The 10,056-nt window shown below is 37.3% G+C and carries 5 protein-coding genes and 1 pseudogene; all 6 read right to left on the minus strand.

Annotated features, from left to right (window positions below):
• Positions 1–206, minus strand: a pseudogene (locus tag MK482_RS05935) (N-acetylmuramoyl-L-alanine amidase family protein); the annotation flags it as partial.
• Between the two features lie 417 nt (positions 207–623).
• The gene (locus tag MK482_RS05945) at positions 624–2,129 is read right to left on the minus strand and encodes an Ltp family lipoprotein (protein WP_268718244.1); all 1,506 of its coding nucleotides are present in this window, start codon (positions 2,127–2,129) and stop codon (positions 624–626) included.
• A gap of 33 nt (positions 2,130–2,162) precedes the next feature.
• Positions 2,163–2,972 carry an N-acetylmuramoyl-L-alanine amidase family protein gene (locus tag MK482_RS05950; protein WP_268718245.1) on the minus strand — a complete coding sequence of 270 codons (810 nt, stop codon included), beginning with the start codon at positions 2,970–2,972 and terminating at the stop codon, positions 2,163–2,165.
• 49 nt (positions 2,973–3,021) lie between these two features.
• Positions 3,022–3,639, minus strand: coding sequence for an alpha/beta fold hydrolase (locus MK482_RS05955; protein WP_125452889.1), 618 nt, complete (start codon positions 3,637–3,639; stop codon positions 3,022–3,024).
• Positions 3,640–5,361 (minus strand): aminodeoxychorismate synthase component I, encoded by a 1,722-nt coding sequence (gene pabB / locus MK482_RS05960; RefSeq protein WP_268718246.1) that lies wholly within the window; start codon positions 5,359–5,361, stop codon positions 3,640–3,642.
• 75 nt (positions 5,362–5,436) lie between these two features.
• Positions 5,437–10,056, minus strand: a 4,620-nt coding sequence (locus MK482_RS05965) for a ZmpA/ZmpB/ZmpC family metallo-endopeptidase (RefSeq protein ID WP_268718247.1), incomplete at its 5' end; no start/stop codon positions are given.

Consider the following 10,056-nt stretch of genomic DNA (forward strand, 5'->3'; position numbering starts at 1 on the left):
GCGGGTTTTGGTGCCGGCTTCGGCGCAGGTTTTGGTGCGGGTTTTGTATTCTCTTTTACAATTTTACCATTTTTAGACGCATCTTTTTCTTGAGCAGATACTTTCTGAGATGAGAAAGGCAACATCCCCATTGTATCTGAAAGAGAAACAAGTGCAAAAGTAGTTGCTGCTAAACTTGTAACCAAAATTTTTTTTGATTTTCTCATAAAAATCTCCTTTTCTTATGATTTACACTTATAGTATATCATATCCTTAATCTTTTTTACATTAAAATAATAACTATACAAGCACTAATCTGAAGCTGAGCGAGTAGAAATTGAAGCTTATTTAAACGTAGGACTCAAACCGGCTGAGTTTGCTCATAGACTGGGGAGAAACCAACGGGACATATCATAGATGCCTTTGTTCACACCTATAAACTTCAACACCTTTTTGAAATTGGAAAATCCATTCTGTTCTGGGTGGAAAGACAATAGGAGAACCTTCTATTTTGAACTTGGCTATAGTCGGCAAAAAAGCTGTTTGAGTTCACTCAAACAGCTTGAAAGATACTCTCTTAATCAGAGGAACAACTTTGTTGAACTTGACTTGATAATTGGAGTAAAAATACTTATTTAAAATGATTAGTCGTCAAGATGTTGAATTGCATAATTAGCTTCTTCTTCTGTAAATTCTTCACCATAAGGCGAAACTAGTTGCTTATAAATTGCTGACTTCGAATCCTTAAACCATTTTCGATAATTCTTTGCTTTAGCTAAGGCGTTTGATTTATAATCTGCATTCAAATGATCGATGGCATATTGTGCAGCATCACTTTGAAATTTTTCTCCATATTTTGAAGTTAATTGCTTATATAAGCGTTTTTTAGACATATTTGCCCACGAGTTATAACTCTTTGCCTTTTCTAAAGCAGCAGAATATTCACTATTGGTTGATGCTTTGGTTTCCCATAATCCATTAGCTCCTACATAGTAACGACCTCCATCAACCCATTCACTTTTAGCCATCTTACCGTTTGATTTGAGGTAGTAATTTCCTACCCAAGTATTACGAGCGTAGCTACCTTCGGATGTTAGATAGTAATATGAACCATAGTTCTTATCGTAAACCCACTCACTCTTAGCCATCTTACCATTTGACTTCAAATAATAATTGCCTGACCACGCATTGCGAGCATAGCTACCTTCTGATGTTAGATAGTAATATGAACCATAGTTCTTATCATAAATCCATTCACCTTTAGCCATCTTACCATTTGACTTCAAATAATAATTGCCTGACCAAGTGTTACGAGCGTAGCTACCTTCTGATGTTAGATAGTAATATGAACCATAGTTCTTATCATAAACCCACTCACCTTTGGCCATCTTACCATTTGATTTAAGGTAGTAATTACCCACCCAAGTATTACGAGCGTAGCTACCTTCTGATGTTAGATAGTAGTATGAACCATGGTTCTTATCGTAAATCCATTCACTTTTAGCCATGTATCCGCCTGATTTGAGATAGTAGTTACCTACCCAAGCGTTTTGAACATAATTTCCTGATGCATCTAGATAGAAGAATGAATTATATTTTTTATCAAAAATCCACTTACTAGTGACTTTTTTACCATCTTGATAATAGGATGAACCTAACCAACCAAACTGAACTGTAGGTTTTGGTGTTGGCTTTGGTTTTTCATCTGGTTTTGGTGTTGGTTTTGGCTTCTCATCCGGTTTTGGTGTTGGCTTTTCATCCTTTTTTGGTGTTGCAGTAGTAGATTTTTTATCAGTCAGCTTCTTAATTGCCTCTTTAAACTCTTCTACTGTTCCTTTCCACTCTATGTAATTGGCACCAGACTTATTCTCATTAGCTATATAGTAACGATCGGATTCTTGGAAATAAGATAATTCTGGAGTAGTTTTTGTAGCCCCAATAATAGGAATATTAACAGTTCCCTTCCATCTATTAAATATTTCTGCATCATTCGGAAGAATAATATAATATTTTGCCGTTGGGGTAAGAGTTTGTGTGTCAGCCTGCACCGTTTGCGCTGAAAGAGGTAGAACTCCTGTTGTGTCAATTGTTGACAATACTCCAACTGTTGAAAGTGCCAAAGCACATACTAATAATCTTTTTTTATTCATCTGATATTACCTATTATCCTATTTTTTAGTTTCTTATTTAACCCATTTACCTGAACCATCTACACGATAACCATCTGGTGTACGTTCATTGATAGCCATTTTTCCATTTGATTTAAGGTAGTAATTGCCTACCCAAGTGTTACGAGCGTAACTTCCTTCTGCTGTCAAGTAGTAGTATGATTTGTAGTTACTATCGTATATCCACTCACCTTTAGCCATCTTACCATCTGATTTGAGATAATAATTACCTGACCAAGTGTTACGAGCGTAGCTGCCTTCTGATGTCAAGTAGTAGTATGATTTATAGCTACTATCATACAACCACTCACCTTTAGCCATCTTACCATTTGATTTAAGGTAGTAAGACCCTTGCCAAGCATTGCGAGCATAAAAACCATCTGATTTCAAATAATACCAAGCTTGATAGGAAGAATCATAAATCCATTCGCCCTGTGCCATTTTACCATCTGATTTCAAATAATAGTTTCCCTGCCATGCATTTTTCACTGGATTTCCATTTTCATCAAAATAGTACCAAGCGCCATCCTGCTCAACCCAACCACTTGTTGTTGCTGAACTTGTGTTAGTTTGAGCCACCGTTGATTGTTTTGCTTTGAAAGCACCCTTAGGAGCATTCTTCAATTCACAAGCTACACCATCATGGTCTCGGTCTAACTTAGCAGAATATCCCGGTTCTCCCTCGTGAATATCCGAGTAGCCATTCGCCCAAGCTTCCTTACAGCTAGAAAAATGAATGTTTTCTTCTGCTAACACAGGTTTTGAAAACAAGGCTAAAATTGGCAAGGTAGCGAGACTCATTTTTAAAAATAAACGTTTGTTCATTTCTTTCTCCCATAATTATGATATCGTTTTCAATATTATTTTATCAAACTTATTTCAGCAATTCAAGGAAACTTCTGATTTTTTCTACAAACTCCTTTGGTTTTTCCTTATTCAAGACATGAGGGCCGTCAGGAATGATCTGAAACTGCGAATTTGTCAACAATCTGTGGAGAGCTTTCATAGAACTAAGATTCGGTTTATCTTTGCTGCCACAAATTAGTAAGGTTGGATAAGGACAAGTCCCTGCTATAGCAGTTAAATCAAGTATCTTCAATTCCTCAGAAACTCCGACCATAAGAGATTTGTCTGCTCCCTGTTTTTCAAATACTCTTTTGGGAAGTAATTTAAATATCAACAATTGAACATAAAATAGGATATTCCCTGCTAATTTTAGCGGGCATCCTGACAGAACCAAAGCTCGAAGATTTGGTAAATCGTAACTAGATAGTTCTAGTGCCAGAGCAGCACCTAAGGACAATCCAACCAAAACAAAAGGTTCTGTCTCCTTTGATAAATACTGATAGATGCGCTCCTTGGCTTCTTGATAGGTAGCAACTCCGGAAGGAAATAACTCTAGGGCTTCAGAGGGATAATCTACAAGAAACTCTTGCACTTCTTTCCAACTATCTGCTGACTGGCCTAGGCCATGTAAAAATATTAATTTCATTTAGTTCTCCCTTACTGACAACTCATACAAGCCCCTGACTGCATTACAGCCATAGATAGCTTCTGCTCCCTTCAAATCTTCTATGGTCAAGGCTTTCTCTTCTACCTGTCCTGTTCCCAGCAAATGCTGACGATAAATTCCTTGTAAAAGACCTAGTTGACTTGGTGGCGTGTAGAGTTTACCATTCATTTTTAAGACCAAATTTCCAATAGAGGTTTCAAGAAGTTCTCCTAACTTATTGTGGTATATCTTCTCTTGTTTCCCTAGGCTCAAATGCGGTCGGTGAGTCGTTTTGAAGTAGGTAAAGGCTTGTTGCAAATTAGCTTCCTGCAGACAAAGTTTGGCCTGACAAAAACTTAGACTAAGAGGTGTTAATACTTGACAATCGACTTCTATCTCTCCAGACTTGTCGAGAGAAATACGCAAGCGGTAATCTTGATTAGCATCACAAGCATGACACTCTTCCTCTATCTTTTGTTTCAAGTTTTCTGAATCAAATGGAAAGGCAAAATACCGACTAGCTTTTCTCAGTCTTTCCAGATGTTGTTCTTCAAAGAACAAGTTCTTTTGGCTGATTTTCCCTGTAGTAATCAGTTTGAAACGAGCTTGTTTACGATAGAGAACTGCTGCCTTTTGATGAACCTCGCGGTATTCAGACTCCCAAGTGCTATCCCATGTAATGCCTCCGCCAACTCCATAGATAGCTTGCCCCTTGTAGAGTTGAATGGTCCGAATGGCCACATTAAAAATCCGTCGTCCATTTGGAAGCAAGAGACCAATGGTTCCACAGTAGACTCCGCGCGGTTGTGGTTCCAAGTCCTTTATAATCTCCATAGTCGCAATTTTGGGAGCTCCCGTTATGGAACCACAAGGAAAGAGAGAGCGAAAGATTTCAACAAGGTCAACATCCTCTCGCAACTGACTCTTGATGGTCGAAGTCATCTGCCAGACAGTTGAATACTGCTCCACTTTACACAAACGCTCCACATGCTCACTTCCCACTTCAGAAATACGGTTCATATCGTTGCGCAAGAGGTCCACAATCATCATATTTTCAGAGCGATTTTTGGGATCCTGTTCCAACCAACTGGCCTGCTCCAAGTCTTCTTGGTCAGTCATGCCACGCTGAGTCGTTCCCTTCATTGGTCGCGTTGTCAACTCACGGTCATTTTGCTCAAAAAAGAGCTCTGGGCTCATGGAAATCACTGCCATCTCGTCATGTTCAACATAAGCATTGTAACCCGCCTCCTGCTCTACCACCATACGATTGTAGATGGCAAAAGGATTGGCGCTTAAATCTTGCTTGAGTTGGACTGTGTAGTTGACCTGGTAGGTGTCTCCCTGCCGCAAATGATGGTGAATCTGGGCAATAGCCTTTTCATAGTCTGCTGCAGATGTTACTTCCTGCCAGTTTGAAGGCAAATCAACCTCGTCATAAATCAGAGGAATAGGGGAGGTTTCTACCCTATCATGAACTGTAAAATATAGCAGGTACTCTGCCAGTAAAGGAGATTTATGAACTGCTAATTTCTCCTCAAAAGCAGGTGCAGCCTCGTAGCTGACATAGCCCACCACATAATAGCCTTGCTCTTGGTAGCTTTCCACTTGTGCCAGCAAATCTGCCACTTCTGCTACATCTCTCGTTTTTAACTCTTTAATCGGCTGGGTAAAGATGTATCTCTCTCCCAAAGCCCTAAAATCAATAACTGTTTTTCTATGCATATCTTAAGTATAGCACAAAAAGGCAGATTCAGATAAAACTGATCTACCTTTTTATTATTCTATTAGTCCTATCTACTATTTAGTAAACAAATCTCCAGAAAATCCATTAGATTTTTGTAAGAGTTGTTTATAAACTTTCTCTTTCAGACCAACTGTATTTCCAAATCCATTCCCTTTAAGATCTTTCTCAACTGCTTCATCAAATAATTCTTGAAGTCTTGCATAAGTTGAAATTTTCTCACCATTAATTTCAATTTCAACAAAACCTTTTTGAGCTTTCTCATGTACTTCATGGTACCAAGCAGATTTCCATTCTTCTAAGTTTTGGAATCTTCCATTTGAAACTTTCTTAATGATGAAATCATCTCCAACATAACCATTGTTTTCTTTCTTAGCAGCATCTTTATATTTATTAGAAGCGTATCCTAAGAAACCATCGAGATAACCAAAGTAACCCCACATACGGAATGTATTATGTTTAAATGAAATAGAACCTACAGTACTTCTACTTGTATTACCACCATAGATACCTGCCATCATATTAACGGTTTGATAAGCAGTATCGAAACCTTCTGAACGATAACGTCCATTACCAGGCATTCCATGCTTGGTAACAAAGTTATTGTTTACCAATTGATCAATCGTTGTTAACTTCATGTTTTTCTCTTCATCATTTAAGTCACGAAGTTTATCCCATTGATGTGGTTCACCTTTTAGACTGTTACGATCAGCATTCGAACGCCATTCTCGATCCATTTTCTTGAACCACTTATCATTGGTTCCTTCATTTTTCTTAATGACCGCTTCAGCTTCTAAGTAATCAAGCATCATCATTGATTCATTATAGTTCTTCATGTAATGGTCAATCTTCTGACGACTATCTAGCATATTAGGATTATAGTTATACCATTGATTACCATCATTTTGACGTTCATACGCCATATTTAGCCCTAAGGCACCATATTCACCATTTGGATTTGAAACTGATGGTGATTGTAACATACCTTGAGCAAAGGCTTCAACGTCTGTTCCTTCACGGTGACGCCATGTTCCTAAGTAAGCCATACGGTCATTGATGTGAGTTGTTTCGTGAGTGAATGCAGATGTACCAAAATCACTAATCATGCTAGAGATGATGTAATATACAGCCTCTTGTGGTTGTGGATTTTGGAAGATATAAGCGTATGCACCCATTCCATTATATCCGTGCCACTTATCAGTCGGACCATAGAATTCACGAATTGGAGCAAAATCGCCTTTCTTCGTATGTCCCATACGGTCAACCCATCCCAAACCTGGTACATCATGGTTATCCCAAATTGCAGATGGTACCATATTTTCACTCTTAAGAAGATTATTTCGTACATTATCTGCAGCAAGTCTTGACCAGAAGTCTAAATAATTGATTTGTTCTTGCGCACGTAAATCAACTTGCTTCTTGAACGCTTCACGTTCTTCTGCTGTGTTCTTACCGTATTTCTCAAATGAACTAAACGCAATGGTATTATAGGTTGTAATTAAGATCATATGCGCTTTCTTCAAATTCAAAAGTGGTAAAATATAACGCCCATGATGTCCATTATTAATTACTTCATATAATTTATGTTTCTTATTAGCGAAATCTGGATTTGATGATTGTTTCTCAACAACATAAGCGTTATCTGCAATGTTATTCTTGAACCAAGTATTCATATCTGTTTCACTAGTGAATAATTCCATGTTGTACTTCAGGAATTCGTGTAAATTAGCTTTACCAGTAGCACTTGCAAGAGCTCTGTTAAATGCATCGTGTGATTGATCACCTTTTAGGTTGTTACCATTTGATGCGAAGCTGATTAATCTATCAAGTACGTTAACGTTCTTACCGTAGAAATCCGGTTTGAAGGTCATCATATTTTTGATATTTAATCCGTCAAATTTAATTCCATAGTATTGGTTTAAGTAAGCCAGAGCTAACATGATTTTAGCTTTGTTATCTTCAACTTTTTTAATCAATGCACGTTTAGCTGCTTCGTCCGTATTTAATTGATGGTCTTCATTTTCAACTAAAGCTTTAACTAAAGCATCAAGATTATCTTTTACTTCTTTGAAGCTTTCTTCCATGTATAACATCTTAGGATTGTTATTAATCTTACGAACTTCATCTGAATCAAGTTCAACAGAAGCTAATTTAGCTTTGATACCATTAATCAAATTTGCACGATCTTTAACAACCATGTTTGGTGTATAGACAACATCACCTAATCCTTCAATACTATATTCACGAACTTGTTGAACCTTAGATTCTTTTTGTGTAATAGCCTTAATTTCTTTCGTCTTATCAGCGTAATGGATCATAATATGGTCAGCATCTGATAAGTCGGTCACAAATTGTCCATCTTTCATACCTGTAACAGATAAAACTTCAGTAGTTAGTAATTTAGAATCTGCAGGAATCTTATTACCTTGGTTGACAATCCATTCTTTGTTGTAGAACGGTTGAAGTTTTTCAATATTACGGTAAGCAAGTTCACGAGAAGTATCGTAGTCTTGAGTATCTTTGTAAGTGTCAGATTTTGGTTTTACACTATTTAGTGTATCTTCAACAAGAGGTTTAATTTCAAACTTATCAGCTGTAATTCCGAATGATTCTATTTTTTTATTTGCATCTTCTAGGCTGATTTCTTGGATTCGATTACTACGAGAACCGTTAAATGAGTGAGAACCTTCACTCACATCTTTAACAACGTAGTTTCTTTCAATCCAGTTTTTTGTGTAATATCCACCTTCTGCTTCTAAATCTCTAGAACCGTAGAATTCTTCACCGTTTTTGACTTTCATCATTGAAACTGTGTCAGCAACACGTCCCCATGTCCAGTTTTTACTAATGAAACCACCTACCTCAACAGGGTTCTTCACATCAATAGTTCCTTTAGTAACAGCGTTACGAACAGAAGCGTATTTATCAATACCATTAGGATCAGAACCGTTATCGGTTCTAGCGACAAGTCCACCAACACGTGCTCTATCTGCAACAATATCAGCATCTACGTATGCATGTTTAATATTACCACGCCAAAGTTCTCCGGCGATACCACCAAGATCCCAACCTTTATTACCGACACCTGTTAGTTTACCGATGAAAGCAACATTTTTAAGAAGTCCACCAGTATCTCCTTTATTTACGATACCAGCAATACCATCTTTACCAAGGATACTACCAGTTACCTTAACATTTTCAACTGTGGCATTTTTAATTACTCTTGATAGTGCGGAAATATTTTCAATCCAAGGCATATTGATATTAACATTACCTAAGTTAATGTTTTTAACTGTACCGCCTTCAACGTTATCGAATAACTGACGAGCCATATTATGAATGGTATATTGTTTACCGTCAACACTTGTTAAAGTTCCGCTAAATTTACCAGGTACATATTGTTTATTCGGAGTTGGTACATTTGCTGCATTCAAATCTGCACCAAGTTTAAAGGTACCACTTGGATTAGCTTTCATAGCCGTTACTAGGTCGTTAAAGCTATAATATACATCACCATCGTGTGCTTTTTGTTTTTCAAAATAATGAACATACTCGTTTGCCAATTTAGAAACATCTGTGTGTTGAACTAAATCAGGTGCTTTGGCAGTGACTTTGTATAAAGTTTTTCCGTCTTTTTCTACTTCTTCAATCTTGTCAACAGCCAGTCTTGTAACTTTGTTGTCGTGAGTTGTAACTCGTAGGTAGAGTGGAGCAACATCAGCTGGTTTTTCTGTCAGCAAACTAGTGTCTGTTTCGTTACCGTCAGCATCTACACTCATCAAGCTTGTTTCTTTGATGTTTTTGATTTCAACTTTTTTGAGGTCAATTCTTAGCGGTTCTTCTTTCAGAACTTCTTCCTCATCACCCTCACCACGGTCATAAACCATCTTCGTTTCAAGTTTATAATCTTTGTAGTACTGTAAGTCTGTCAAAGAAGCTGTTAGATCTTCTGGTGAAACATTCAATGTCTTCACAATCTCGTCACCTTTTTTCAGAGTTAGGGTGATAGATTTAATGGCTGCCTTACTTGGATTTTCCAAATTATAACGAATTTGAGATGATCGTTTCAAATCTTGAACATCAACAAGTGACAAACTTAAGATTGGTTTTTCAAAGTTTTTAGTTCCTAATTTGACGATACGATCTTGGTCTAACTCCAGAACCTGTTCCACAATTTTAGGTGCTTCTTCAGTTTTTAAACCTTTGATAGTTTTGTAAGTCTTGGTAACTTTTTTCTGTCCATCTTTTCCTTCTTGGACAGTAACTCTTTCACCTTTTTTCAGTTGGTCATCTTCTTTAACAACTTCCTTAAATGGAATCTTTTCAAGACTTTCTTCTACCAGAGTTCCTTCAATTGGTTTTGTTCCACGACTTATTTTTTTAGTGACTGGTTCTTTGATGACAGTGGTTGTTGTATTTAAAACTTGATCAGTCTCAACACCTTCGAGAGTCTTATAAGTCGTTTTGGTAATTTTACTACCCTTTTCTCCATCTTGGACTACAGTTTCTTCATCCGTATATTTAGTTGGATCCTCGATAATTTCTGTCTTATAGTCAATCTCAGTAGTAGTTTCTTTCGTAACCGCGCCCTCAGTTACTTTATATTCAGATAACTTTTCTTGAACTAAAGATTCGCCTTCTTTACCAGTTTCTTGAGTGCCTTTAGCCTCAACCTT

Source organism: Streptococcus mitis (genome assembly GCF_026782865.1).
GTDB lineage: Bacteria > Bacillota > Bacilli > Lactobacillales > Streptococcaceae > Streptococcus > Streptococcus mitis_CG.